Below are 24966 nucleotides of genomic sequence, written 5' to 3'. Positions count from 1 at the left end.
CGGAGGGCGGGTAATCAGTAACCACTGGTTCCCACCCTCCCTCACCTTTAACCGCACCTAGGGCGGGGCGCCCTTACCCGAGAGAAGAGAAGCGAAAAGACTATGAGACTGGCAACAGAAACCCGGTCACCGCAGCGTCCTGGCTTGATTCGACGAGCCTGGGGGCGGGCCCGGAGCACCTGGGAGAACGCCCAGGTGCGTTTGGGCTCCATGGTGCTGACCGATGTGCCCATCGTACTGGTGGTGACCGCCACCGTGCTCACCCTCTTCGGCGTGATGATGGTGCTCTCTGCCTCAAGTGTGGAACAGATTTCATCGGGTGCGGGAGCCTTCAGCCAGGCCCGCTCCCAGGGCATGTTCGCGGTACTGGGTCTCGTTGCTATGCTGCTCGTGGGCTACCTGGTACCGGTAATCTGGTACCGGCGGCCCTGGGCGGTGCACACCCTGCTGGGGGCAGCAGCCCTACTGCTCATCGCCGTGATTTTTGTAGGTAGCACCGTCAACGGCAACCGCAACTGGATTAACATCGCTGGTTTCTCGATTCAGCCCTCAGAATTCGCCAAACCCATCATGATTCTCTGGCTGGCCTCGGTCTACTCCCGTCAGGGGCGCATCGACCGGGGAACCCTGGCCCAGACCGCCTACAAGGGGCTCATTCCTGCCCTCCTCGGCTTTGGTCTGATTATCACCCTGATCCTGGCAGGCCACGACGTGGGCACCGTACTCATCTACGCTCTCTTCTTCAGTGCAATCTTCCTGGCGGCCCGTCCCTCCCGCGGGCTCGTGATGATTAGCGCGGGCCTGGGCACCTTGGCAGCCATCATGATGGTAGCCATCAGCCCCAACCGCATCGAGCGTCTCTTCAACACCTTTGCCTTCTGGCGCGACTGCGTTGAGGCCACCTGCGACCAGGCCAACTCTGGCCTGGCAGCGCTCGCTACCGGCGGCTTCTGGGGTGTGGGCCTGGGCCAGTCCCGCCAGAAGTACAACTACCTGCCCGAAGCCCACAACGACTACATTTTCGCGGTGGTCGGTGAAGAACTGGGTCTGATCGGCGCTATCGCCGTCCTGCTGCTCTACGCAGCTCTGATCTACTGCGCTATGCGTATCCTGCTGCGCTCCTCTGACCTCTTTATCCGCTACGCCACCATCGGCATCATCACCTGGATCGTCGGCCAGGCCCTGCTCAACATCGCCATGGTAGTAGGGCTCATGCCTGTCATCGGTGTGCCCCTGCCCTTTATTTCTGCTGGTGGCTCCGCTCTGGTGTCGTCGCTGACCGGCATCGGTATTCTTATCGCCTTTGCCCGGCAGACCCCCCTTAACCCGATTGTGGGGGAGCGTACCGGCATCGCCAACAGCAAGATGCAAAAGGACGCCGCCCGCCGCCTTGCCCTGGCCCGTATCGCTGAGCGGGAGCAGGCCGTCATCGCTGCAGACCCCGACGGCACAGGCTGGACTCTCGATAAGCTCACCACCCGCCTGGGCGCCCTCGTCGACGGGCGTACCCCGGCACGACCGGCGGCGTCCGCCCCTCAACGCACCCAGGGGAGTGCACGCACCGTGAGGCCTTCGGCAGCTACGGCGCGTCCGTCCGCCCAGACCGTCCGCCGGTCAAGCCCCCTGTCAGCTGAAGCCAGCGCCGAGGCCGCTATGGCCCGACGCTCTAGCTCGGCCAGCGGTGCCCGCCCCTCTGCCAGCGTGCAGCAGGCTCACACCCGCACCACTGCGGCTCAGCCCCAGCACCCTGCCCGCCCGGCTGCGCCCACCACCGCAGTCAAGCTGCTTGCGGCAGCCTCACGAGCTACTGCCCATCAGCCTGCCGGACCGCAGACCACCGAGCTGCAAGCCCCCGCCCCCAAGGAGCAAAAACTGCCCGCTGGCCTGCGCACTATCCGCAAAGCCCGCAAGCTCCCCGAGGAGCACTAAGAGGGTAAGGTGGCTCACGACAAGAGGCCTCAAGGTGTGCCTGTAGCCCAATCCGCGTAAACTAAGGGTCGAAACAGAACACTAAGGGAGTGAAACCTGATGACCCACGCACCCACTGTTGTGCTGGCAGGCGGCGGCACAGCCGGGCATATCAACCCCATGCTGGCCATTGCCCGAGCCCTCCAGGAGCGCGAGCCTGACGTCACCATCATGACTGTCGGCACTGAAAACAGTATGGAGGCCCGGCTCGTACCGGCAGCAGGCTTCGACATCAGCTTTATCCCTAAGGCGCCCTTCCCCCGTCGCCCCAACCTGGACGCGATCAAGTTCCCTGGCCGGTTCCGGGCATCGCTCAAGCAGGCCGAGAAGATTCTGACCGACACCGGGGCGGACGTCTTAGTGGGCGTAGGTGGTTACGTGTGCACCCCCATGTACCTGGCAGCCCGTAAGCTCGGTGTACCCGTAGTAATCCACGAGGCCAATGCCAAGCCTGGCCTCGCCAACAAGGTTGGCGCGAAGAAGGCTGCCCTGGTAGCTACCGCCTTCCCCGATACCCCCATCGCCGGTGCCCGCACCGTGGGTATGCCTATGCGCCAGAACATCGCCAACCTCGACCGTGCCTCTGAACAGGGTGCTGCCCGGGAGCGTCTGGGCCTTGACTCAGCCCTGCCTACTCTGGTGGTCACCGGCGGGTCCTTGGGCGCCTTGAGCCTCAACCGGGCAGTTGCCGAAATCATCGATGAGATTGGCCCGGCAGGCTACCAGCTACTGCACATCACCGGCCGTGACAAGGCGGTTAAGGACGAGTCCGGGGTACTCCGTACCGCCCCCGGCTACCAGCAGGTTGAGTTCATTACCTCCATGGAAGATGTCTATGCAGCTGCTGACCTTATGATTGTGCGCTCTGGTGCGGCAACCGTCAGCGAGGTCGCTGCCGTGGGCCTACCGGCTATCTTTGTTCCCTTGCCCATCGGCAACGGCGAGCAGGCTCTCAACGCCCGTTCCCTGGTGGCTGCCGGGGCAGCCCTGCTGGTAGACGACTCAGATTTCACCGCTAGCTGGTTCCGCCAGAATGTACCTGCTCTGCTGGCAGACACCGATAAACTTACCGACATGGCAGAAAAGTCCTACCGGCACGGCATCCGCGATGCCGCGCAGGTTATGGCAGACGAAGTACTGAAGGCGGCCCGCGCATGAGCACCTCACTAATGGATCTTTCAATCGACCTTCCCGCACCCCTCAACCCTCCCTTCCCCGAGCGTCCGGCCCTGGCCGATCTGGGCCGGGCGCATTTTGTGGGTATTGGCGGGGCCGGTATGTCGGCTATCGCCCGGCTGATGCTGCGCGCTGGCATGACCGTGAGCGGGTCTGACCAGGCTGAAAGTGCCGCTGTCGATAGCCTGCGAGAGCTGGGTGCCCTGGTATCGGTGCCCCAGGCAGCTGAAAATATCGAGGGTGTCGATACCGTGGTGATTTCAACCGCGATTCGTGAGGATAACTCCGAACTCGCTGCTGCCCGGGCCCGCGGCCTGCGCGTGCTGCACCGCTCTGAGGCTCTGGCGGCGACCATGCGGGACTCCAAGGTGATTGCGGTCGCCGGTACCCACGGTAAGACCACTACCTCATCTATGATTTCGGTGATGCTAGACGGCCTGGGGCTGGACCCCTCTTTTGCGGTTGGCTCTACCATCTCCGGCTATAACACCAATGCCCACCTGGGGGCGTCTGGCCCGGACTCCTGGTTCGTAGCTGAAGCTGATGAATCCGACGGCTCCTTTGTACGCTACCGCCCCGAGATTGCGGTTATTACCAACGCCGAGCCCGACCACCTGGACTTCTACGGCACCAACGAGCGGGTTTTCGAGGCATTCAACCGCTTTATCGCCTCTATGGCACCCAGCGGTGTCTTCGTGACCTGCTCTGACGACGCCGGCGCAGCCACCCTCGCGGCTCAGGCCGCGGACGCCGGCGTGCAGGTTGTCACCTACGGTGAGGGGGGGGGCGCTATGGTTTGCCTGACCGGTATCACCTCTGAAGGAACCGACTGCTCTTCAAACCTGGTCTGGGACTTCACCGTAGGCGGCCAGCAGTTCGCGGGGCAGATTACCCTGACCCTGCCGGTGCCCGGCATTCATAACCAGCTCAACGCTACGGCGTCCTTTGTCTGTGCCCTGCTGGCAGGTGCCAGCCCCGAAGAGGCCGTGAAAGCGCTGGCCCACTTCTCGGGTACTGACCGCCGCTTTACCCTGCGCGGCGAGGCAGCCGGGGTTAAGGTCTTTGATGACTATGCCCATCACCCTACCGAGGTGCACCGTGCTCTGGAAACTGGCCGCACGGTTGCCGCCGGGCATAACCTCTACGTGATTTTCCAGCCCCACCTTTTCTCCCGCACCAAGGAGTTCGCTACCGAATTCGCTGAGTCGCTGTCTCAGGCTGACCGCAGCTACGTGCTTGATATCTACCCTGCCCGTGAGAAGCCCATGGAGGGGGTGACCAGCCACCTCATCACCGAGGCCGGTTTCTCCGAGGTGTACTACGCTGAGAGCACTGACCAGGCGATTGACGCTGTCGTAGCCGCCGCTCTGCCCGGCGATATCATCATGACGGTCGGCGCCGGTGACGTGACTGCCCTGGGGCGGGTGCTGGTAGAGAAACTTTCTGCCCGTGAAGGTGCTGCGCTCTAGTGGCCGATGAAAAGAAGCCCCGTATTCGCCTGAACTCCGCTAAGGTAAGCCAGCTACCAGAGGCTGGCGATAACCTGGTGGATATCTCTGAAAACAGTCGTTTCGCCCAGTGGCGCCAGGCCCAGGAAGAGGAGCGGCAGAGCGGGCAGAGCGAGCCTCAGAGCCTGCCTTCTGCTCCCGTGCAGTTGCGCCCCAAGCGTCGGGCAGCTGGTAGCTGGAAGAAGTGGGCCTACGGGGCGGGTACCCTGGTGCTCGCTACCCTGATTTTTGTGGGGGTTGTTTTCTTCTCGCCCCTGCTGGCTACCCGGACGATTACGGTAGAAGGCGCTTCTCTGCTAGACGAGGCTACCGTGCAGCAGCAGCTGAGCCAGCTCCAGGGAGCGCCCATGACCCGCATTAGCGAGGCTGAGGTTGCCTCTCTAATCGGTAACGAGAACGTGCTCTACGGGGTGACCCTGCAGGCGAATCCGCCCCACGAGCTGGTGGTGCAGCTGCATGAGCGGGTGCCCGTGGCTGTGGTGGAGAATGAGGGTAGCTTCGTGCTGGTTGATAACGAGGGCGTGCAACTGGGCACCGCAGCCTCGGTCGAGGACGCCGGCGTTCCGCTGGTTGCCGGAGGCCTGGATATTCTGGGATCGGCTGCTTTTAGTACCGTAACCGGTGTACTGGCGGCCTTGCCGACCTCGATTTTGTCTCAGGTATCTGAGGCTAAGGCCGACTCTGCATCAACCATTACCTTGGAAATGGTGGACGGGACGCAGGTGGTTTGGGGAACCCCGGAAGACAGCGGCCTTAAAGCTAAGGTTCTAGTTCAGCTTATGGATTCCGTGAATAGCCAGCAGGCCGTAGAAACCTACGATGTTTCAAGCCCCCTCGTCCCCACCGTAAAATAGTTTCAACTTCTACCTAAAGTTCCTCCTTGACCTTGATATTTTCTGAGAAAAATAAGGTCACGGGTGAAACGAGGGCGACATTGCAAGGTGAAGTTGATACTCTTTCATTGATTGAAACAATAGGTTTACTCCAATCTCAACTTTCACTCTGAGGTTGAGTTGGTTTGAAACAAGGCACAAATTAGTAGGGAATCCATGGATACAGCAACTCCCCAGAACTACCTGGCAGTCATTAAGGTCGTCGGTATCGGCGGCGGTGGCGTCAACGCTGTCAACCGCATGATTGAGGTTGGTCTGCGTGGCGTTGAATTCATTGCGATCAACACCGACGCCCAGGCTCTGCTCATGTCTGACGCCGACGTCAAGCTCGACGTGGGTCGCGAACTGACCCGCGGCCTGGGTGCAGGCGCTAACCCCGACGTTGGACGCCAGGCAGCAGAAGACCACGAACAGGAAATCGAAGAGGTACTCAAGGGCGCCGACATGGTTTTCGTAACTGCAGGTGAAGGTGGTGGCACCGGTACCGGTGGCGCTCCCGTTGTTGCCCGCATCGCCCGCTCCCTGGGTGCACTGACCATCGGCGTTGTGACCCGTCCCTTCACCTTTGAAGGCCGTCGCCGCTCCAACCAGGCCGAGACCGGTATCGCCGCCCTGCGCGACGAGGTCGACACCCTGATCGTTATCCCCAACGACCGCCTGCTCTCCATCTCGGATCGTAACGTCTCCATGCTCGACGCCTTCAAGTCAGCAGACCAGGTTCTGCTCTCCGGTGTCCAGGGCATCACCGACCTGATCACCACCCCCGGCCTGATTAACCTCGACTTTGCAGACGTCAAGTCCGTCATGCAGGGTGCAGGTTCAGCTCTCATGGGTATCGGCTCAGCCTCCGGTGAAGACCGCGCCGTCAAGGCAGCCGAACTGGCTATCGCCTCACCCCTGCTGGAAGCATCCATCGACGGTGCTCACGGCGTCCTGCTCTCCATCCAGGGTGGTTCAGACCTGGGCCTCTTCGAAATCAACGAAGCTGCCCGCCTGGTGCAGGAAGTTGCTCACCCCGATGCCAACATCATCTTCGGCGCCGTCATTGACGACGCTCTGGGTGACGAGGCTCGCGTGACCGTTATTGCTGCAGGCTTTGACTCGGTCAACCCCGAAACCAACTCCAACAACACCAACCCCGCCGCTAACCAGGCTGCTCGTACCCAGCAGAACTTCGGTGGCGCTTCAGCAGCTCCCGCCGCAGGTTCTGGCTTCGGCTCAGCACCCGCAGCAGGTAATAGCTGGAACAAGGGCGGCAACGACGTTCCCACCAACGCTGGCTTCGACGTTGACCTGCCCCCCGTTGTTGAGGACTCCCAGGCAGCACGTCGTGATACCCTCGATGTGCCCGACTTCCTGAAGTAAAAACTTCAGACCCACCCTAGACGGAAAATAAGCCGTCTAAAGGTCGAGAGGGGGTGAAAGCTAGACTTAGCTTTCACCCCCTTCAGCATTTCCCGCTCTTTTTCGAAAGATAGGCAAGGCCCATGTCCGACGCTCTTTTCTCCCATCGGCTAGTAACTCTGGCAAACGGCGCTCGAGTCAATGTGGCCTTCACATCGGCTGCTGCCGGTAACCTGGGGCTGCACGTGGGTAGTAATCTTGAGCAGACGCTATCCTACCGTCAGGCCCTTGAAAGCACGCTACTGGGAGAAGAGGCCTCCTGTGGCTTTAGCTACCTCAACCAGGTGCACGGCACCGTGGTCTTTGATGCGGATGTCTCAGACCGGCAGGGTGTCGAAACTGAGAAGGGTCTTAGCCCTCAAGAGATTCTCGATACTGCACCGGTCGCCGATGCCGCCGTCTCTCGTGAGGATAGGCCCCTGGCCATTATGGTGGCTGACTGCATTCCCCTGGTCTTTGTGGGGGAGCACGCTGTAACGGGCCGGCCGGTCCTGGGCGTGGCCCACGCCGGGCGCCGGGGCCTGCTCGATGGAGTGATTCAACGCCAGGTTGAGGCCATGGCACAGAAGGGTGCCGAGAACATTCAGGCCTGGACTGGCCCCTCGATCTGCGGACGCTGTTACGAGGTTCCCGAAGCCATGCGGCAGGAATCTGCTGAGCTGATTCCCCAGGTCTATTCCACTACCTCCTGGGGTACCCCCGGTCTTGACCTGCCTGCCGGGGCCCGCGCCGTCCTTGCCGCCCTGCCGCAGGTAACCCGCGTGCATAGCGACCTTGCGGCCTGTACCTTTGAAAATGAGCACCTCTTCTCACACCGCGGCCATACTCAGAGGCAGGAACCTGCCGGGCGCATCGCCGGCCTGGTCTGGGTAGAAGCTAGCCCTTTGGCCACTGAGGTGCCCAGCCCCTCCCGCCTGTAACCCAGATGCCCGCTCTAAGGAATGGAAATATGACTCTGATCTACAGCCCCGAACGCCGTGCAGAACTCAGCGACCGCCTGGCTCAGGTGCAGGCCCGCATCCAGGATGCCGCGGAAGATGTGAGTGGCGCCCGAACTGCCTCGTCCCCCCTGCCCGAGCTGATTGTGGTTACTAAGTTTTTCCCGGCCTCAGATGCCGCCGCCCTGTACGATGCGGGTGTGCGCGCTGTGGGTGAGAACCGCGACCAGGAGGCCGCTGGCAAGGCTCGTGAGCTGGCCGCCTACACGGGCAGCGATGACCCGCTGCACTGGTCCTTTATCGGCCAGTTGCAGACCAACAAGGCTAAGTCTGTGGTGCAGTATGCGCACGAGGTGCAGTCGGTTGACCGCCCCCAGCTTGCCGATGCCCTCTCTAAGGCCTACGTCAATCGCCTGGCCCGCTATGAGAACGGTGAGGCAGACGCTCCGGCAGCACTGGCACAGGGTGGTCTGCGCTGCCTCATCCAGGTAGGGCTCGATACCACTGTTGAAGCCACCGCCGGGCAGGCTGCCCTGGGCGCACGCGGGGGAGCAGACCCCACCGAGATTTTAGCCCTCGCCGACCACATCAGCTCCCTGCCGGGCCTCACCCTGGGCGGGCTCATGGCGGTTGCCCCGCTGGGTCAGGACGCCGTAGCCGCCTTTGAGAGACTGCACGGCTACTCCCAGCAGCTGCTGGAACACTACCCCGAGGCCACCACTATCTCAGCGGGTATGAGCCACGACTTGGCTGAGGCCATACGCTGGGGAGCTACCTCGGTGCGGGTTGGCTCCTCGATTATGGGATCCCGTCCGGCCCACTAAGGGCAGATGCCCATAATTCACCGGGAATACTGAGGTTTCCCTTGGGCTTGTCTGCGAGAAAGACAGGCAACTTTTTGGTACCGTAAAAGGTTGATAGGAACAGAGGTTTTGAGCCCCCGTCAACCGGCGGACAGGCTACTCATAGGGAGGGTAAGAATGGCTCGCACACTACACCAGGCAATGGCCTACCTGGGCCTGGGCCAGGTAGAAGACGAAGCGCAGCGCACAGAGCGGCCCCAGCGCCGCTCCGAAACGATCTACGAAGAGACCGTTTTCGAGGCCGACGACCACTACGACGCCTACCCTGATGAGCTGGCTCCCGCCGAAGGGCGCGCCCATATCTCATCAACCGCCGACCGCGACGTCCTTCTGGGTATTTCACCTGAGACCCCCCGTAGCCGTCCGGCTCCCGAAGCAGCCACCGGCAGTGTTTCTGTAGCCAAGGCCGACGACCAGCTTCTTGAGCAGGCCGAAAGCACTAGCACCGACTGGGACTTCCCCGGTACCCACCAGCAGGCACCTAGCTATACCTCAACCGCCCTGACCCCCTCCTTCTCCGAAGAAAGCAGCGAAGAATTGCGCCGTATCACCACCATTCACCCCCGCTCCTACAACGACGCCAAGATTATCGGTGAGTCCTTCCGTGAGAACATCCCCGTGATTATGAATGTCACCGACATGGGCGATACCGACGCCAAGCGTCTCATCGACTTTTCTGCCGGCCTGGCTTTTGCTCTGAACGGCCACATCGAGCGTGTGACCGACAAGGTCTTCCTGCTGACCCCCGCTAACCTTGAGGTTCTTGGTGCCGAGGGCACCGAGGTTCCGGTAGCTCTGGACAGCGACGACGTCACCCCCTTCAACCAGGCCTAAACCGCAGTGGGCTATCTCTTTGCACTGCTGGCCATCGCGGCTTACCTGCTAATTGTTGTGTTCATGATTCGCCTGGTGCTCGACTGGGTGCAGATGTTTGCCCGCTACTGGCGGCCCAAGGGCCTAGTGCTGGTAGTTGCTTCGTTTGTGTATGCGGTCACTGACCCGCCCATGAACGCCGCCCGCCGCCTGATTAAACCCATTAACCTGGGTGGTATCTCCCTGGATTTGGGCTTCATGATTCTGTTGATGGCTCTTTGGTTCGCCTATTCTCTGCTAACCAACCTGGCCTACAACCTCTCCGTTTAGAGCCGGGTGGGCACATGCCTGTTGCACGCAGAGCGTGCCAGGTGGCTGATGAAGCTTGTCGGTCAGCAGGCTGGGGGTTGTCCCCTCAAGTGGTGACGTGACCAGTGGCTCACACTTAACTGGGGTCATAGTGTTGCGCGGTGCCCCTTTGCCAGGTAATTTTGTGTTGTAGTAAATTAGGGGACTACCCGAACTTTTAGCGCGCTGAAAGTTCGAGCTTCATGCGCCTGACTCCAGCACATACTGCGCACCGGGAACACTACGGGCCAAAGCATAAAGATTTTTAGAAAATAGAGGTGAACGATCGTGGCACTCACGCCTGAGGAAGTAATCAATAAGCGCTTCCAGCCGACTAAGTTCAAGGAAGGCTACAACCTTGAAGAGGTTGACGATTTCCTTGATGAGATTGTCATTGAACTGCGCCGCCTGAACGCCGAAAACGCTAGCCTCAAGCGTCAGCTTGAAGAGGCTGAGGCGAAGATTTCACTGGCTCCTGCCCAGCAGCAGGGCGGTGCCCTGGCCGAGGCTGAAATCGTGGTTGATTCTCAGCCCGCTGCAGTAGCTCCTGCTCCGGCAGCAGCACCTGCCGCCGCTGATCCCACCCTGTCACCCTCTAGCGCCACCGGCCTGCTGGCTATGGCCCAGAAGGTCCACGATGACTACGTCTTCGAGGGCAAGCGCGAGCGTGAACGCCTCATCACCGAGGGCCGCGAAGAAGCAGCTCAGCTGGTCTCAGAAGCCCAGAAACAGTCCAACCGTGTTCTGGGTGACCTTGAAAAGACCAAGAGCAACCTCGAGGTTTCTGTTGCCAAGCTGCGTTCCTTCGAGAACCAGTACCGCACCTCCTTGCGCGATTACCTGAACAAGCAGCTGACCACCCTCGAAGAGACCCCCGCTCTTGAACCCAAGGCTGAGGGCGCTCCCGCCGCAGCGGCATCACAGTCCCAGGGCTTCGGTGCGTTTGGCCAGCGTAACGGGGTTTTCAGCAACAACTCCTAGGCTTTCCTAGTGTTTAGGCGGTAGCCTCAATATGCTCAGGCGGCTCCTCGGTAAGAGAGGCCGCCTGAGATGTTTAAGATACCGCCCTGCGGTACCAGCTGGGTGCCGAACACGATAAGCTGGTGTGTGCAGTTTTTGATGTTTGAAGGCAGGGAGTACGGTGGCTAATACCCAGCAGGAGGGCACAGTTTTGGTGCCGGTTCGTACGATTCCTGGGGTGGCTAAGACCCTGTTAGCCCTGGCCCTCTTTGCCCTGGTATACGGAGCTGACCAGTGGGTCAAGCACCTGGTAGAGACCACCATGACCGTGGGGCAGACCATCACCGTGATCGACGGCTTGCTCTGGTGGCGTTATTACCTGAACCTGGGTGCTGCTTTCTCTATGGGAGAGGGGTCGACCTGGCTGTTCACCCTGATTTCAACGGTGGGTGCCCTGGTGGCGCTGACCCTACTGGTACGGGCTAAGACCTTACCCTGGGTTATTCTGTTGGCAACCCTGGCAGGGGGTATTGTGGGCAACCTGCACGACCGCCTCTTCCGTGAGCCTGGCTTTGGCATCGGGCACGTGGTCGATTATATTTCTGTACCGAATTTTGCGATTTTTAATATTGCCGATGCCGCTATCTGCGTATCGATGGCGGCGATTGTTCTGCTGACTTTTCTGGGCTACCGCATGGACGGTCAGCGTGAAGTACGAGCCGATAAGGCCAAGAAGAACGAGGTGGGGGTCTAGTGTCTCAGAAGATTGAACTGACATTTGTGGTAGGAGTCGACCAGGCAGGTTCCCGGCTTGATGCCCTACTCGCTGAGCTGAGCGGCCAGTCGCGCACAACGGTGAGTGGCTGGGTTAAGGACGGCGAGGTTCAGCTTCTCGATGCCAAGGGCAGGGGAGTGAAGGCTAAGGCTTCGTCCAAACTGCTTGAGGAAATGACCGTGCAGGCTTCCGGTACCCCGCCGCGTGACCTCACGCAGGTTGAGGCTGAGCAGGTTGACGGTTTTTCGATTGTCTACCAGGATGACGACATCGTGGTGGTCGATAAGCCCACCGGTGTTGCTGCCCACCCGTCGATGGGCTGGCACGGCCCCACGGTTGTCGGGGCCCTGAAGCACGCTGGTATCGATATTGCTACCAGCGGTGCTGCTGAGCGTCAGGGCATTGTGCACCGCTTGGACGTGGGCACCTCGGGGCTGATGGTTGTGACCAAGAATGAGCGAGCCTACTCGGTCATGAAGAAGGCTTTCAAGGACCGCACCGTCACCAAGGTCTACCACACTCTGGTGCAGGGGCTACCCGACCCGCTCAAGGGCACTATCGATGCCCCCATTGGCCGCCACCCCGGCAGCGAATGGAAGTTCGCGGTCAACGAGGACGGCAAGCCGGCCATCACCTACTACGAGGTGCTCGAAGCCTTTGGGCCAGCGTCCTTGGTTGAGGTGCACCTTGAAACCGGCCGCACCCACCAGATTCGTGTGCATTTCTCTGCCCTGCGCCACCCTTGCGCGGGCGACCTGACCTACGGGGCAGACCCCACCATGAGCGCGCATCTGGGCCTCACCCGCCAGTGGCTACATGCCCACCGTCTGGGCTTCACCCACCCCACCAGCGGCGAGCAGGTGGAGTTCGAAAGCCCCTACACCCCTGACCTTCAGTACGCTCTCGATACCCTGCGTGAGGGCAACTTCTAGAGCCCGACGCTAAGGACGCAACCCGCATGGCTAACACCGACTTCACCCACCTGCACGTGCACACCGAGTACTCCATGCTCGATGGTGCTGCCCGTCTAACCGACCTCTTTGAGCACTCGAAGCAGCTGGGCATGAATGCCCTGGCAACCACTGACCACGGCTTCCTCTTTGGTGCCTTCGATTTTTGGAACAAGGCCAATAACGCCGGGGTTAAACCCATTATCGGTGTGGAGGCCTACCTGACTCCGGGTACTGCTCGTCAGGACCGCACCCGCGTGAAATTTGGTGAGGGCGGGCGCGATGACGTCTCCGGTGGTGGTGCTTATACCCATATGACCATGTGGGCAGAGAACACCCAGGGCATGCACAACCTGTTCCGGGCGTCCTCTCTGGCCTCGCTTGAAGGCCACTTCTATAAGCCGCGTATGGACCGGGAGCTACTCCAGACCTACGGTAAGGGCCTAATCGCCACCACCGGCTGCCCCTCGGGTGAGGTTCAGACCCGCCTGCGCCTGGGTCAGTACAAGGAGGCAATGCAGGCTGCCAGCGACTTCCGCGATATCTTCGGCAAGGAAAACTTCTACTGCGAGCTCATGGACCACGGGCTTGATATCGAGAAGAACGTCATGGCCGACCTGCTCAAGCTGGCCAAAGAACTGAAGCTTCCCCTGGTTGCCACTAACGACCTGCACTACACCCACGCAGAGGACGCCAAGGCTCACGCCGCGCTGCTGTGCGTGCAGTCAGGCTCCACCCTGCAGGATCCCAAGCGCTTCAAGTTCGACGCCGATAATTTCTACCTCAAGTCGCCGGCTGAGATGCGCGAGCTCTTCCGCGACTACCCTGAGGCCTGCAACAACACCATGGAAATCGCCGAGCGCTGCTCCGTGGAATTCAATACCAAGGCCAACTACATGCCCAACTTCCCCGTGCCCGAGGGCGAAAACGAGGAATCCTGGTTCGTCAAAGAGGTTGAGCGCGGCCTGCACTACCGCTTCCCCAAGGGCGTGCCCGATGAGGTGCGCAAACAGGCCGAGTACGAGGTGGGTATCATCTCGCAGATGGGCTTCCCTGGCTACTTCCTGGTGGTTGCTGACTTTATCAACTGGGCCAAGGAGAACGGCATCCGCGTGGGACCGGGCCGTGGCTCGGGTGCAGGTTCCATGGTCGCCTACGCCATGCGTATCACCGATCTGAACCCGCTGGAACACGACCTGATTTTCGAACGCTTCCTTAACCCCGACCGCGTCTCTATGCCCGACTTCGATGTGGACTTCGATGATCGCCGCCGTTCTGAAGTGATTCACTATGTGACCGAGAAGTACGGCGAAGACAAGGTGGCAATGATCGTCACCTACGGCACCATCAAGGCTAAGCAGGCTCTCAAGGACTCCTCCCGCGTGCTGGGCTACCCCTTCTCCACCGGTGAGCGCCTGACCAAGGCCATGCCCGAGGACGTCATGGGCAAGAACATTGCCCTGGCCAACGTCTACAACCCCGAGGATAAGCGCTATAACGATGCCCAGGAGCTGCGCGACCTCATCGAATCTGATGCCGATGCTTCGAAGGTCTTTGAGACCGCTAAGGGTATCGAGGGCCTGAAACGTCAGTGGGGTGTGCACGCGGCGGGCGTCATCATGTCGAGCCGCGACCTGATTGACGTTATCCCCATCATGCGCCGTGAGCAGGACGGCCAGGTTATCACCCAGTTCGATTACCCCACCTGTGAAGGGCTGGGGCTGATTAAGATGGACTTCTTGGGCCTGCGCAACCTGACCATCATCTCGGATGCGATTGAGAACATTAAGCTCAACCGCGGCGAAGACCTGGACCTTGAAACCCTGGAATTGGATGACGTCGAGTCGTACAAGCTCCTGGCGCGCGGTGACACCCTGGGTGTCTTCCAGCTCGATGGTGGGCCCATGCGCCAGCTGCTCAAGCTCATGCAGCCTGACCACTTTGAGCACATTTCGGCGGTCTTGGCGCTCTACCGCCCTGGCCCCATGGGTGCGAACTCCCACACCAACTACGCCCTGCGTAAGAACGGCCTGCAGGAGGTCACCCCCATCCACCCGGAGCTCGAAGAGCCCCTGGCAGAGATCCTCGATACCACCTACGGCCTGATCGTGTATCAGGAGCAGGTTATGGCGATTGCCCAGAAGGTCGCTAACTACTCCCTGGGTGAGGCAGATATTTTGCGTCGAGCTATGGGTAAGAAGAAGAAGGAGGAACTGGATAAGCAATATGCCACTTTCCACCAGGGCATGCTCGATAACGGCTACTCCGAAGGGGCGGTAAAGGCTCTCTGGGATATTCTGCTGCCCTTCTCTGACTACGCCTTTAACAAGGCCCACACAGCGGCCTACGGTCTGGTCTCCTACTGGACGGCCTACCTGAAAGCCCGCTACCCCCAGGAGTACATGGCAGCACTGTTGACCTCAGTGGGTGATGACAAGGACAAGCTCGCCCTCTACCTGAACGAGTGCCGCCACATGAAGATTACGGTGCTGCCACCCGATGTGAACGAGTCGGCCCTGAACTTCACCCCTGTGGGTGACGATATCCGCTTCGGCATGGGCGCTATCCGTAACGTGGGTGCCAACGTGGTTTCTGCCATGGTCGATGCCCGCGAAGAAAAGGGCCGCTACGAGAACTTCAACGACTTCCTGGCCAAGGTGCCTATTGTCGTCTGTAACAAGCGCACCGTGGACTCCCTCATCAAGGCCGGTGCCTTTGACTCGCTGGGTCATGACCGGCGTCCGCTTTCCATGATCCACGAAGAGGCCGTCGACGCGACCGTCTCGGTCAAGCGTCAGGAGGCTGCCGGCCAGTTCGACCTCTTCGGCGGGCTGGGGCTGGACGACGATAACCCGGCGAGCGAGCTGGCGGTGCAGATTCCGGATGTCCCCGAGTGGGAGAAGCGCGATAAGCTCAACTTTGAGCGCGAAATGCTGGGCCTCTACGTCTCTGACCACCCCCTACGCGGTCTCGAAGATGCCCTTGATGCGCTGTCAGATTCCACGATTCAGGGGCTGGTTTCTGAGGACTCGGTCAAGCCGGACGGCGCAATTGTGACCGTTGCGGGCATGATTACCAGCGTCTCCCGCCGTATCGCGAAGAACTCGGGCAACCCTTACGCCCGTATCGAGATGGAAGACCGCACCGGTTCTATCGAGGTCATGTTCTTTGGCCGCGCCTATGAGCCGATTGCCGGTGTGCTGGCCGAAGACCTGATTTGCACCATCAAGGGCCGCCTGCAACGCCGCGATGACGGTTCGGTGACCCTGAGCGCCCAGGAGCTGAATATCCCCGAGATTTCAGCCGACGGCACCGGCGGCCCGGTCACTATCGCTATTCCCGAGTACAAGGCGACCGAGGAGACCCTGGGCCAGCTACGCGATATTTTGTGGAATCATAAGGGGGAATCAGAGGTGCGTATCGCGATGACCACCCGCACCAAACGCCTGCTCATCCGGTTAGGTGCTGACCTGCGGGTCAACCCCAACCCGGCCCTCTTTGGCGACCTCAAGGTGCTGCTGGGCCCGGCCTGCCTGGACCTCTAGGTACCTAAAAAGCACTGAACGTGCCGCCTGAATCCGAGCGGGGGAGTAAGACTCCTGCACTCGGAACCGGGCGGCACATTCTTTTTAAGGGTGCTGTTAGAGAGCCTGGGCGGCGTCGTAGCGCTCGCGGTTAGCTTGCACCTCTTCCAGGTGGGTTTCTGCCCAGAGACGGACGGCGGTGAGCGGCTCAACGGTGGTCAGCCCCAGGTCAGTGAGCTGGTAGTCCACGCGCGGGGGCACACTGGCGGTGATGTGGCGGGTCAGCAGCCCGTCGCGTTCCATAGAGCGCAGGGTTTCGGTCAGCACTTTGGGGGAGACCCCCTGGATGGTGTTTTTGAGATCCTTGAACCGTACCGGCTCACCGTCTGCCAGCACGGTGACAATCAGGGGAGTCCACCGGTCGGTGAGATGGCGCAGCACGGTGCGCGAGGGGCAGTTCTGGTCGAGGACGTTGGTGGGTAGCTGCTCTGCTGCCGGCTGGGAGGCGGGGCGGACGTCCGCGCTGACCTGGGGCGATGATGTCACGGTGGGCCTTTCTGAAAGTTTTTTAAAAATCCTTTAATAGTTACCTTGAGGTAATTGGTTTCTAAAATATACTATAGAATTGTTCGATACGGAAAACCAACTCTTCAAGGAGAAAACCCCATGAACATCTCAGTGATCGGCGCAGCAGGTATGGTCGGCTCAGCAATCGTTGCAGAAGCCCAGAACCGCGGCCACCAGGTAACCAGCTACACCCGCAGCGGCTCAGCAGGCACACTGGCCCTAGACCTGGCCAACACCAACGCCCTGGTAGATGTCATCAACTCATCCGAGGCAACCGTCATCTCCGTTGCTAGCCGCGACGACTACTCCGCAGCCATCGCCGCCCACCGCTCCCTCATCGCAGCAGCCCCCATCGGACGCTTCCTCATCGTCGGCGGTGCTGGCGCCCTGCAGGCCGGCGATATCCAGCTCTTCGAAACCCCCGACTTCCCCGAAGAATACCTGACCGAAGCCAAGACCTTCGCAGCCGTCCTCGATGACTACCGTGCAGCGTCCGACCTGAACTGGACCATGCTGGCTCCCTCACCCATGATCGCCCCCGGCGCTCGTACCGGTGACTACCGCACCAAGCTGGATGTACCCGCCGGCATGTTCGTCTCAACCCAGGACTTTGCGGTCGCCGCCATCGATGAGCTGGAAAAGCCAGCCCACCAGGGTGCCCGCTTCACTGTTGCCTCCGCCGACGAAGCTGCTGCCCAGGGTCAGTAAGAACAGACTCTGGATAAGAAGGGAAGTAGCATGCGTGAACTCGTTTATGTGCTCGATACCTACTGCGGCTGGTGCTACGGCTTTGGCCCGACCGTGCGGGAGCTGGTGGCTGACCCCGAGGTGAGCCTAACTGTGCGTCACGGTGCTCTTTTCACCGGCGACCGCAGCGCCCCCAGCGCTGAGCGCCTGGGGCTAGATGCTGAGGCCGTCCGGGTAGCCCTGAAAGATCCGGACGTCGCCGCCCGCGCAGCTGCCGAGCATCAGCAGGTGCTGGGGCTGGGCGTGGACCATTACCCCACCCTACTGGCCGTGACCGAGCGCGGCCTGGTCGAGGTGGGCTCACCGACCGCGAGTGCGGCCGAGATCAAGGCAGCCCTCTAGCTATATACCCCAGTTTTCGTGCAGATACCCCAGGTAAAAACTGGGGTATCTGCACTTTAACGGGGGGGTACTAAACTGGAGTCCATGCCCCTTTCCACCTTCCGCGCTCTCTACGAGGCGGCGTCCGCGTCCGCTCTGGCCCTGCCTGCAACCGAGCTCTACCGCTTCACCTCCCGCAGCGACGCCGAAGCCGCCCACGTGGGCGGCAAGTGGTTCATGGTGTTAGCTGAGAAGGGCGGCACCCAGCTGGTCAACCTCAAAGCCCACCCGGCAGACGTTGCAGCTATTATCGAAACCCACCCGGCGGCGCGCCCTGCCTGGCATATGAACAAAACCCACTGGTACAGTCTCGTACCCCACCCAGATGTGACCGGCGAGCTGCTAGCCGAGCTCATCGCCGAGTCCTACCTCACCGTGGTCGAGACCCTGCCCGCCCGCAAGCGTCCGCCCGGCTGGCAGGCCGTGGCAGAAAAACTCAAGGCGGCAGAATCTCACCAGCCGGAAAACCCACAAGCCTAACCCGCAGCGGCTTGACGGCCGCGTTAAAATCAAAGAGTGAGCATAACAGACAACACCCAGAACTCCACTGCACCCGCAGACTTCACCCTGCGCACCATCGACCTGCGCGGCAGCAACCACTCTTATGCCGAGCTGCGCCGTATCGTCCCGCGCCAGACCACAGAGTTCGTGGGCAACGCGCTCACTACCGTGCACGAAATCCTCGAGAACGTACAGGCCTGCGGCGCTCACTACCTGCGAGAACTTTCCGCCCGTTTCGACGGAGTAGAGCAGGGCGCCCTGCGCATACCGCAGAGCGCTATCGACCGGGCGGTCGAGAACCTCGACCCGGGCGTCCGCAAGGGCCTAGAAATCGCTATCGAACGCACCCGCGCTTTTGCAGCCGCCCAGCGCCCCGCCGACCAGACCATCGAAGTTGCCCCCGGGGCCGTCCTCACCAACCGCTGGACCCCCGTGCGCCGCGCCGGCGTGTACGTGCCCGGCGGTCTGGCCGTCTACCCCTCATCGGTCATCATGAACACCGTACCCGCCCAGGCAGCGGGCGTCGGCTCCATTGTGCTCTGCACCCCGCCCCAAAAAGAATTCGACGGACTGCCCCACCCCACCATCCTGGGCGCAGCCGGACTGCTGGGCATTACCGAAGTCTGGGCCATCGGCGGCGCCGGTGCTCTGGGCGCTATGGCCTACGGGCTGGACGACGCCGGTGAGGTTCTTGAACCCGTCGACACCATCACCGGCCCCGGCAATATCTTTGTCGCCATGGCCAAGCGGGCTTTGCAGGGCGTCGTGGGTGTAGACGGCGAAGCTGGAACCACCGAAATCGCCGTCATCGCCGACGACACCGCCAACCCCGATTACGTTGCCGCCGACCTGATCTCCCAGGCCGAACACGACCCGAACGCCGGGTCCGTCCTCATTACCCACAGCCCTACCCTCGCCGCCGCTGTGCAGGAGGCCATCAATCAACAAGCAGCAGCGACCAAGCACAGCGAACGCGTTGCCACTGCCCTGACCGGCCCACAGTCCGGCGTGGTGCTCACTGACAGCCTCGAAGCCTCAATCGCGGTGGCCGACGCCTACGCCGCAGAGCACCTTGAGATTCACACTGAGAAGGCAGAAGAGGTAGCTGGGCGGGTTCGCAACGCCGGTGCTATCTTCATCGGCCCCTACTCACCGGTGCCCCTGGGCGATTACGCGGCAGGGTCCAACCACGTCCTGCCCACCGGCGGTTCAGCTGCCTACGCATCGGGGCTCAACACCACCGTCTTTATGAAGGCTGTGCAGCTGATTAACTACAGTCAGAGCGCCCTGGCCGAGATCGGCGATGCCATTGTCGCGGTTGCCCACGACGAAGACCTGCCCGCCCATGGTGAAGCTATCACCGCGCGTACCGGCCAGACCAAATAAGGTACCCACCGGAGGAACCACATGAACTGTCCCTTCTGCCGTAATTCCACCTCAAAGGTGGTCGACTCGCGAACTACCGACGATAACTCAGCAATTCGCCGCCGCCGCCAGTGCAGCAACTGCGGCAAGCGGTTCACCACTGTCGAAACCACCGCTGTTTCGGTGATTAAACGAAGCGGCGTGACCGAACCCTTTGACCGGGCCAAGATTGTCTCTGGCGTGCGTAAGGCATGCCAGGGGCGGCCCGTGGGGGAGGACGACCTGGCTAAGCTAGCGCAGGAAGTCGAAGAGGCAATTCGCGCTAAGGGAATCGCTGAGATTGACGCCCATGAGGTAGGGCTATCTATTCTTGAGCCCCTGTCGAAGCTGGATACCGTAGCCTACCTGCGTTTCGCCAGTGTCTACCAGGCTTTTGAGTCGCTCGATGACTTTGAGCGGGCTATCGCTGCTCTGCGCGAGGCGGGGGCGGACGAGGGGGAGCAGCCTACCCTGCTCTAGCTCCAGCTAAAAGGACGCCGCCCACCCACCTTCTGCCTTGCGGCAAGAAAGGTGCGCGGGTGGCGTCCTTATTTTTGGGTGCTAGCGGGGCCTAGCCTTGGGCGGCGGCGCGGCGCTCGTGTTCGCTGGGGTGGCCAGCTGCCCACAGGGCAGCACCCACAATGCCAGCGTTGTTCCGCAGCTGGGCCATAACCATGGGGGTGCGGATCTCATCCTCAAAGTAGGGCATGAACTTCTCGGGGTTCTTCGAGATACCACCGCCGATGATGAACAGGTCGGGGGAGAAGAGAAACTCCACGTGGGAGAAGTAGCGCTGCAGACGCTTACCGTACTTCTTCCATGACAGCTCGTGAATCTCGCGGGCACGGGCTGATGCACGAGATTCAGCGTTGTGGCCGTCAATCTCAAGGTGACCCAGCTCAGTGTTCGGAATCAGCTGGCCGTTGATGATGAGGGCTGAACCAATACCGGTGCCCAGGGTAATCACGGCAATCAGGCCGTCCTTATCCTTACCCTGGCCGTAGGTAGCCTCAGCCAGGCCGGCAGCGTCCGCGTCGTTCAGGGCGTAGACGGTACGGCCGCCCAGGGCCTCGCTCATGATGCCCTCAAGGTCAGCGCCAATCCAGGACTCGTGCACATTCGCAGCAGAAAGGGTAACACCGTTCTTCACGATGGCGGGGAAGTCGATACCGATAGCCGCATCGGGCAGGGGAGCAAGCTCGCGGCCCTGCAGCTCATCAACGATCTCACGGACCACAGATGCGCAGGCCTCGGGGGCGGCAGGCTGCGGGGTGGGGATGCGGAAGCGCTCGCCCACCAGCTGGCCGGTACGGATATCAACGATACCGCCCTTCATGCCGGTGCCTCCGATATCGATACCGATAACCAGGTCAGCTGCGGTAGGTGCCGGGACCACGGGGGTGACTGCGTCAGTCATGAGCGCTCCTTTGAGAGTGATGGTGTTTAGGGCAGGGTAAGGATGTCCACGCCGTCAGCGGTGACAACCATGGTGTGTTCAAACTGGGCGGTACGCTTGCGATCGCGGGTGACGACGGTCCAGTCGTCCTCCCACATATCCCATTCGATGGTGCCCAGGGTGAGCATGGGTTCAATGGTGAAAATCATGCCCTCTTCGATAACGGTGTTGTAAGCAGGGGCCGCATCGTAGTGGGGGATAATCAAGCCGGAATGGAATTCACGGCCCACACCGTGACCGGTAAAGTCACGCACCACGCCGTAACCAAAGCGGGCGGCGTACTTTTCGATGACGCGCCCGATGACGTTGATTTCACGGCCGGGGCGTACCGCCTTCATGGCGCGGTTCAGGGCCTCTTCGGTGCGCTCAACCAGCAGGCGGGACTCTTCATCCACATCCCCAACGAGCAGGGTGCGGTTGGTGTCACCGTGCATATCGTGCAGGTAGGCGGTCACGTCGAGGTTGAGAATATCGCCGTCTTCAAGCACGGTGGAGTCAGGAATGCCGTGGCAGATGACCTCGTTCAGCGAGGTGCACACGCTCTTGGTGAAGCCGCGGTAGTCAACGGTTGAGGGGTAGGCCCCGTGGTCGCAGATGTATTCGTGCACCAAGACGTCGATGTCGTTGGTGGTGGTGCCGGGAACAGCGATCTTTTCAGCTTCAACGATGGCTCCGGCGGCAATTTTGCCGGCTGCCCGCACTTTTTCTACTTCTTCGGGGGTGTAAAAGTTTGAACCCTGACCCTCGTTGGCTTCGGGCTTGCCCACGTATTCGGGGCGGACGATATGCGCTGGTACCGGGCGCATGGGGGCTACGACGCCGGGCGTCAGGTTGCCCACGGGGGCTTTACCCGGCTCAGTGGGGAGGTTGTGGCTGTTTGATGATGTCGACATGCCTTCTAGCTTATCCGCTGCGCACCGGCTGGCCCGCCTAGGAGCATTGCCAAAAGCTGTATCTTTTGCCTAACCGGGCGTAAAGTGGTGCGTGCAACATCAATCAACTACAAAGGAGACCCTGTGTCACTGAACGACTACACTCCTGGCCCCCACGACACCCAGTACTGGTACAACCTCAGCACCGGCCAGGTCGAGGAGGGCCAGCAGTCCAAAATCACTGAGCTCTGGGGCCCCTTTGCTACCCGCGAAGAGGCAGAGCAGGCCATGGAGAAGGCGAAGAAGCGCAACGAAGAATGGGACGAGGGCAAGGACGCCTGGTAAGGAAGGAACTTCTCTCTAGCGTTGAGAAAACTGACCCGGGCTCGCAGCGAGCGCGAGCCCCGGGTTAGCTGCCTCCCTAACTCTTGGCAACGCAGAATTTTTAACTGTCGAATCGGTGCTCCGCCGCCGGGTAGGTGCCTGAGCGCACATCTGCCCGGTAGGCGGCTGCTCCTTCGAGCAGAGTGTCGTAGAGGTTGGCGTACTGCTTGACGAAGCGGGCCATCTTGCCCTGCCGCAGGCCGAAGGCGTCCTGCCAGACGAGCACCTGCCCGCTGACGTCCGCGCCCGCCCCGATACCGATGATGGGGATGCGTACTGAGGCGTCGATGTCGGCGGCAACGTCGGAGCGGGTCATTTCCATGAGCAGGCAGAAGGCTCCGGCGTCTTCGAGGGCCAGGGCTGTGTTTTTAAGTGCCTGACCGCCATCGCGGCCCTGTACCCGGTAGCCGCCGAGGGCGTGTTCAGACTGGGGCGTGAAGCCGATGTGGGCTATCACGGGTATGCCCGCTGCAACCATGGCGCGCACGTGGTCTACGTGGTGGGCGGTGGCTTCCATCTTGACCGCGTGCGCTCCGCCTTCTTTCATGAAGCGCACGGCGGTTGCTACGGCCTGGGCGGGGGACTGCTCGTAGGAGCCAAAGGGCAGGTCAGCGACGACCATAGCCCGCTTAGCTGCAGTAGAAACAGCTTTGACCAGGGGAATCATCTCGTCAACGGTAATGGTGAGGGTTGATTCCTGCCCCAGCACATTGTTGCCCGCAGAGTCGCCAATGAGTAACAGCTCGATGCCGGCCCGGTCGAAGATGGTGGCGGTTAGGGCATCGTAGCTGGTGAGCATGGCGAACTTTTCACCGGCGTCCTTGGCCTGCTGCAGGTGCACGGTGCGCACCTTTTTGACGGCGAGGACGCTTGCCTCGGCGTCCTGAGGGGTGTTGGCGGGGGTAGGAGTTGAGGACCCGTAGGGTGCTGTTTCTTCGTTGAGCATGCTTTAACTCTAGTAGCCTGTAGGCGCACCGCAACCGGAGTGGGCCCGCTTTATCTCAGTCGGTGAAAGAAATGTTTAAAACACGTTACTGTTACCGGGCTGAGAGCGTGCCAGGTGGGCACGTAAGGTGGTTACGCTCTAGAGTTGATGCTAAGGATTCGTTTGCCCGCCCACCGGGGTGCGGGCGCCACCTTTAGACATGAACGGATAGGTTACATGGATCGTCAGCAAGAATTCGTTTTGCGCACCATCGAAGAGCGCAACGTGCGTTTCGTCCGCCTCTGGTTTACCGATGTGGTGGGCCAGCTTAAGTCTGTTGCTATTGCACCGGCTGAGGTTGAGAGCGCCTTCGACGAGGGTATCGGTTTTGACGGTTCATCTATTGAGGGCCTGTCCCGCGTGTACGAGTCAGATATGCTGTTGCAGCCTGACCCCTCCACCTTCCAGGTGCTACCCTGGCGCGGGGATGAAGAGCCGACCTCTCGCATGTTCTGCGATATTCTCACCCCTGACGGGGAGCCCAGCGCCTCAGATACCCGCGGCGTGCTCAAGAACGTGCTGTCTAAAGCAGCGGGTATGGGCTTTACCTGCTACACCTCACCCGAGATTGAGTTTTACCTGCTCAAGTCAAAGGAATTGGGCCCCAGCGGCTTCCCCGAACCGGTCGACTCCGAAAGCTACTTCGACCACACTCCCGGCGGCGTGGTCCAGGACTTCCGCCGCAAGGCAGTGACCACCCTGGAAGAAATCGGCATCTCGGTGGAGTTCTCCCACCACGAGACCGGCCCCGGCCAGAACGAAATCGACCTGCGTCACGCCGATGCCCTGCAGACCGCCGATAACATCATGAGCTTCCGCACCGTGATCAAGGAAGTCGCCCTCTCCCAGGGCATCTACGCCACCTTCATGCCCAAGCCCTTTACCGAGCACGCAGGCTCCGGTATGCACACCCACTTCTCCCTCTTCGAGGGCGACACCAACGCCTTCTTCGAGGCAGGGGCCGAGTATCAGCTCTCCCGCACCGCCAAGCACTTTATCGCCGGCGTCCTGCGCCACGCCCCCGAGTTCACCTCGGTCACCAACCAGTTCGTCAACTCCTACAAGCGCCTGTGGGGCGGCGGCGAGGCCCCCTCCTACGTCTCCTGGGGCCACAATAACCGCTCCGCCCTGGTGCGGGTTCCCCTCTACAAGCCCAACAAGATGCAGTCAGCCCGCATGGAGTACCGCGGTATCGACTCAGCTGCCAATCCCTACCTGGCCTACGCCGTCATCCTGGCAGCCGGTCTGAAGGGCATCGAAAACGAGTACGAGCTGCCCAGCGCCGCCGTCACCGAAGACATCTCGGTGATGACCAGCGCAGAACGTCGTGCCATGGGCTACCACGCCCTGCCGTCCTCTCTCCACGACGCCATCCACCGCACCGAAGAATCAGAGTTCATGGCCGAAACCCTCGGCGAGCAGGTCTTTGACCAGTTCCTGCGCAACAAGCGCCGCGACTGGAACGCCTTCCGCGCCGAAGTAACCCCCTACGAACTCAAGAACAATCTCGGTATCCTCTAGTGCCCGTATGCAGGCGCAACACCACAGG

At 61.0% G+C, this 24966-nt stretch carries 24 protein-coding genes; 20 read left to right on the top strand and 4 right to left on the bottom strand.

Annotated elements, in window-relative coordinates; translation table 11 throughout:
* Positions 1-102: 102 nt before the first annotated feature.
* The 13 genes from E4U03_RS02310 to dnaE all read left to right on the top strand — a co-directional run bounded on the left by E4U03_RS02310 (position 103) and on the right by dnaE (position 16141).
* Positions 103-1929, top strand: coding sequence for an FtsW/RodA/SpoVE family cell cycle protein (locus tag E4U03_RS02310; RefSeq protein WP_135011373.1), 1827 nt, complete (start codon positions 103-105; stop codon positions 1927-1929).
* A 99-nt stretch (positions 1930-2028) separates the two neighbouring features.
* Positions 2029-3126 carry an undecaprenyldiphospho-muramoylpentapeptide beta-N-acetylglucosaminyltransferase gene (gene murG, locus E4U03_RS02305; protein WP_135011372.1) on the top strand — a complete coding sequence of 366 codons (1098 nt, stop codon included), beginning with the start codon at positions 2029-2031 and terminating at the stop codon, positions 3124-3126.
* Positions 3123-4613: a UDP-N-acetylmuramate--L-alanine ligase gene (gene murC, locus E4U03_RS02300; protein ID WP_228065713.1), complete on the top strand. Its 1491-nt coding sequence runs from the start codon at positions 3123-3125 to the stop codon at positions 4611-4613. Before murG ends, murC begins: the two co-directional genes overlap by 4 nt.
* Complete coding sequence (locus tag E4U03_RS02295) at positions 4613-5506, top strand: cell division protein FtsQ/DivIB (RefSeq protein ID WP_135011371.1); 894 nt, start codon at positions 4613-4615, stop codon at positions 5504-5506. Before murC ends, E4U03_RS02295 begins: the two co-directional genes overlap by 1 nt.
* Before the next feature lie 195 nt (positions 5507-5701).
* The gene (gene ftsZ / locus E4U03_RS02290; RefSeq protein WP_135011370.1) at positions 5702-6910 is read left to right on the top strand and encodes a cell division protein FtsZ; all 1209 of its coding nucleotides are present in this window, start codon (positions 5702-5704) and stop codon (positions 6908-6910) included.
* 122 nt (positions 6911-7032) lie between these two features.
* On the top strand, positions 7033-7869 hold the full coding sequence (locus E4U03_RS02285) for a polyphenol oxidase family protein (RefSeq protein ID WP_135011369.1): 837 nt from the start codon (positions 7033-7035) through the stop codon (positions 7867-7869).
* Between the two features lie 29 nt (positions 7870-7898).
* Positions 7899-8711, top strand: a complete 813-nt coding sequence (locus E4U03_RS02280) for a YggS family pyridoxal phosphate-dependent enzyme (protein ID WP_135011368.1) — start codon at positions 7899-7901, stop codon at positions 8709-8711.
* Between the two features lie 156 nt (positions 8712-8867).
* Positions 8868-9584 carry a cell division protein SepF gene (locus E4U03_RS02275; protein WP_245207640.1) on the top strand — a complete coding sequence of 239 codons (717 nt, stop codon included), beginning with the start codon at positions 8868-8870 and terminating at the stop codon, positions 9582-9584.
* A gap of 6 nt (positions 9585-9590) precedes the next feature.
* A complete protein-coding gene (locus tag E4U03_RS02270; protein ID WP_135011367.1) occupies positions 9591-9893 on the top strand; it encodes a YggT family protein in 303 nt (100 codons plus the stop codon).
* Between the two features lie 306 nt (positions 9894-10199).
* Entirely contained in the window at positions 10200-10892 is a 693-nt protein-coding gene (locus E4U03_RS02265; RefSeq protein WP_135011366.1) for a DivIVA domain-containing protein, read from the top strand.
* Positions 10893-11052: 160 nt separating this feature from the next.
* Complete coding sequence (lspA, locus tag E4U03_RS02260) at positions 11053-11625, top strand: signal peptidase II (protein ID WP_245207639.1); 573 nt, start codon at positions 11053-11055, stop codon at positions 11623-11625.
* Positions 11625-12578, top strand: coding sequence for an RluA family pseudouridine synthase (locus E4U03_RS02255; protein WP_135011364.1), 954 nt, complete (start codon positions 11625-11627; stop codon positions 12576-12578). Before lspA ends, E4U03_RS02255 begins: the two co-directional genes overlap by 1 nt.
* A gap of 26 nt (positions 12579-12604) precedes the next feature.
* Positions 12605-16141 carry a DNA polymerase III subunit alpha gene (dnaE, locus tag E4U03_RS02250; protein ID WP_135011363.1) on the top strand — a complete coding sequence of 1179 codons (3537 nt, stop codon included), beginning with the start codon at positions 12605-12607 and terminating at the stop codon, positions 16139-16141.
* Between the two features lie 96 nt (positions 16142-16237).
* Here the strand turns inward: dnaE and E4U03_RS02245 are convergent, their stop codons facing one another.
* The gene (locus E4U03_RS02245) at positions 16238-16666 is read right to left on the bottom strand and encodes a winged helix-turn-helix transcriptional regulator (RefSeq protein WP_135011362.1); all 429 of its coding nucleotides are present in this window, start codon (positions 16664-16666) and stop codon (positions 16238-16240) included.
* Positions 16667-16786: 120 nt separating this feature from the next.
* Here E4U03_RS02245 and E4U03_RS02240 point away from each other — a divergent pair, with 120 nt between their 5' ends.
* The 5 genes from E4U03_RS02240 to nrdR all read left to right on the top strand — a co-directional run bounded on the left by E4U03_RS02240 (position 16787) and on the right by nrdR (position 20200).
* A complete protein-coding gene (locus E4U03_RS02240) occupies positions 16787-17395 on the top strand; it encodes an NAD(P)-dependent oxidoreductase (RefSeq protein WP_135011361.1) in 609 nt (202 codons plus the stop codon).
* A gap of 30 nt (positions 17396-17425) precedes the next feature.
* On the top strand, positions 17426-17776 hold the full coding sequence (locus E4U03_RS02235; RefSeq protein ID WP_135011360.1) for a DsbA family protein: 351 nt from the start codon (positions 17426-17428) through the stop codon (positions 17774-17776).
* Positions 17777-17860: 84 nt separating this feature from the next.
* Positions 17861-18295, top strand: coding sequence for an MmcQ/YjbR family DNA-binding protein (locus tag E4U03_RS02230; RefSeq protein ID WP_135011359.1), 435 nt, complete (start codon positions 17861-17863; stop codon positions 18293-18295).
* Between the two features lie 36 nt (positions 18296-18331).
* Positions 18332-19702 carry a histidinol dehydrogenase gene (gene hisD, locus E4U03_RS02225; RefSeq protein ID WP_416220603.1) on the top strand — a complete coding sequence of 457 codons (1371 nt, stop codon included), beginning with the start codon at positions 18332-18334 and terminating at the stop codon, positions 19700-19702.
* Between the two features lie 21 nt (positions 19703-19723).
* Complete coding sequence (gene nrdR, locus E4U03_RS02220) at positions 19724-20200, top strand: transcriptional regulator NrdR (RefSeq protein WP_135011358.1); 477 nt, start codon at positions 19724-19726, stop codon at positions 20198-20200.
* A 91-nt stretch (positions 20201-20291) separates the two neighbouring features.
* Here nrdR and ppgK read toward each other — a convergent pair whose 3' ends face one another.
* On the bottom strand, positions 20292-21137 hold the full coding sequence (ppgK, locus tag E4U03_RS02215; RefSeq protein WP_135011357.1) for a polyphosphate--glucose phosphotransferase: 846 nt from the start codon (positions 21135-21137) through the stop codon (positions 20292-20294).
* Positions 21138-21163: 26 nt separating this feature from the next.
* Positions 21164-22069: a type I methionyl aminopeptidase gene (gene map, locus E4U03_RS02210; protein WP_135011356.1), complete on the bottom strand. Its 906-nt coding sequence runs from the start codon at positions 22067-22069 to the stop codon at positions 21164-21166.
* A gap of 123 nt (positions 22070-22192) precedes the next feature.
* Between map and E4U03_RS02205 the strand changes: the two genes are divergently transcribed.
* Positions 22193-22393, top strand: coding sequence for an SPOR domain-containing protein (locus E4U03_RS02205; protein WP_135011355.1), 201 nt, complete (start codon positions 22193-22195; stop codon positions 22391-22393).
* A gap of 100 nt (positions 22394-22493) precedes the next feature.
* Here E4U03_RS02205 and panB read toward each other — a convergent pair whose 3' ends face one another.
* Positions 22494-23378 carry a 3-methyl-2-oxobutanoate hydroxymethyltransferase gene (gene panB / locus E4U03_RS02200; RefSeq protein WP_135011354.1) on the bottom strand — a complete coding sequence of 295 codons (885 nt, stop codon included), beginning with the start codon at positions 23376-23378 and terminating at the stop codon, positions 22494-22496.
* 216 nt (positions 23379-23594) lie between these two features.
* Between panB and glnA the strand changes: the two genes are divergently transcribed.
* Positions 23595-24938 (top strand): type I glutamate--ammonia ligase, encoded by a 1344-nt coding sequence (gene glnA / locus E4U03_RS02195; RefSeq protein ID WP_135011353.1) that lies wholly within the window; start codon positions 23595-23597, stop codon positions 24936-24938.
* The last annotated feature ends 28 nt before the right edge of the window (positions 24939-24966 follow it).

Source organism: Rothia nasimurium, assembly GCF_004569295.1.
Classification (GTDB): domain Bacteria; phylum Actinomycetota; class Actinomycetes; order Actinomycetales; family Micrococcaceae; genus Rothia; species Rothia nasimurium_B.
The sequence above is the reverse complement of the archived record's forward strand: the minus strand, read 5'-3'. Positions and strand labels throughout refer to the sequence as shown.